The sequence below is a fragment of the Autumnicola musiva genome (genome assembly GCF_031846585.1).
GTDB lineage: Bacteria > Bacteroidota > Bacteroidia > Flavobacteriales > Flavobacteriaceae > Autumnicola > Autumnicola musiva.
In genome coordinates this window covers 1-1,673 of record NZ_JAVRHK010000055.1, presented here as the reverse complement: position 1 = coordinate 1,673, position 1,673 = coordinate 1, and the positions used below count along the sequence as shown (strand labels likewise).

2 protein-coding genes are annotated in these 1,673 nt (G+C 44.5%); both read left to right on the top strand.

The genetic code is table 11. The annotated features are described in order from the left end of the window. Window positions 1-114: 114 nt before the first annotated feature. Window positions 115-786, top strand: coding sequence for a bifunctional 4-hydroxy-2-oxoglutarate aldolase/2-dehydro-3-deoxy-phosphogluconate aldolase (locus RM539_RS19770; protein ID WP_311505145.1), 672 nt, complete (start codon window positions 115-117; stop codon window positions 784-786). Further along, a partial coding sequence (locus RM539_RS19765; RefSeq protein ID WP_311505144.1) for a TRAP transporter substrate-binding protein occupies window positions 783-1,673 on the top strand: 891 nt, incomplete at its 3' end. The genes RM539_RS19770 and RM539_RS19765, both read left to right, overlap by 4 nt.

The following is a 1,673-nucleotide window of genomic DNA, read 5'->3' as shown; positions in this document are numbered from 1 at the left end:
AAGTACCGGGGGCAGGATTAAAAGATAATATAGCGAGAATACCTGCAAGGTTTTGAAAACCTTGTAGGTCTTAAAAGCGAATACGTTTAAAATTGCTTTTTTAAAAAATAATTAATGGCAACATTTACAAGAATAGAAGTAGCCCGGGCTACTAAGGAAACCGGAATTGTTCCGGTGTTTTACCATAAAGACCTGGAAACCTGCAAAAAAGTAGTGAAAGCCTGTTATGATGGCGGGGCGCGGGTATTTGAATTCACCAACCGGGGCGATTATGCCCATGAGGTCTTTGGGGAACTCAACAAATATGTGACGCAAAACCTGGAAGGGATGATATTGGGTGTTGGCTCCATCCTGGATGCCGGTACTACGGCATTATACCTGCAGTTAGGCGCGAACTTTATTGTTTCCCCTATTGTTAATGCTGAAATGGCTAAAACCTGTAACCGCAGAAAAGTGTCCTGGATGCCCGGTTGCGGTTCTGTTACTGAAATTTCTTATGCAGAAGAACTTGGCGCTGAAGTAGTAAAGATCTTTCCGGGGAGCCAGGTAGGAGGGCCGGCTTTTGTAAAGGCGGTAAAAGGCCCGCTGCCATGGGCAAGCATTATGCCCACCGGCGGGGTAAGTCCTACGGAAGAAAACCTGAGAGAATGGTTTAATGCCGGCGTGCACTGCGTGGGAATCGGTTCTAAACTTTTTCAGAAAAAAGAAGATGGCAGCTACAATTATGAAGGAATTTCAGAAAAAGTAGGGGCGTCCCTTAAAATGATTGAAAGCTTCAGAAAATGAAAATCTTAAAATTTAAATTTTTATCTAAAATCCTGTTGGCAGGGCTTATTCTTTTTTCAGCAGTAAGCTGTGAAAAGGATGATGAAATCAGGGTAATCAAGCTGGGACATGGGTTGGATGTAAGCCATCCCGTGCATAAAGCTATGGTGTTTATGGCCGATCGGGTGGCGGAGAAATCTGGCGGAAAAATGCAGCTTGATATCTACCCCAGTCAGCAACTGGGTTCCGAGCGGGAATGCCTGGAGTTGTTACAAATCGGCAGCCTGGGAATGACCAAAGTCTCCACCGGGGTAATGGAGAATTTTGCACCGGGATTAAAAGTTTTTGGCCTTCCGTTTTTGTTTCGGGACAGGGAACATCGTTTTACGGTATTGGAAAGCGAAATAGGAGAAAGCTTCCTGAATTCCAGTATAAATAAAAGGTTAAAAGGCCTTACGTTCTATGATGCGGGAAGCCGTAGTTTTTATAGTAAAACTCCCCTAAAGACACCTGAAGATCTGGACGGGCTAAAGGTAAGGGTAATGGAGAGCCAGACTGCCATTAATATGGTGAAGCTTCTTGGAGGTTCCCCTACACCAATTGCCTGGGGAGAATTATATACGGCCCTGCAACAGGGGATAGTGGATGGAGCCGAAAACAACCTGCCCAGTTTCTACCTTTCCCGGCATTATGAGGTATGTAAATATTTTCTTGTAGATGAACATACTGCTCTGCCTGACGAATTGGTTATTGGTACCCCGGTTTGGAATGATCTTTCTGAGCAGGAGCAAAAATGGCTGAAGGAAGCTGCGATGGAATCTTCAGAATATGAAAAGAAATTATGGAGGGAAGCAGAACTGGAAGCCCTGGAAGAAATACAAAAAGCCGGTGTAGAAGTTATTGAAGCC

Excerpts from the sequence above, each read along its gene's own strand:
- RM539_RS19770 (WP_311505145.1), top strand. The coding sequence starts at position 115 with ATGGCAACATTTACAAGAATAGAAGTAGCCCGGGCTACTAAGGAAACC.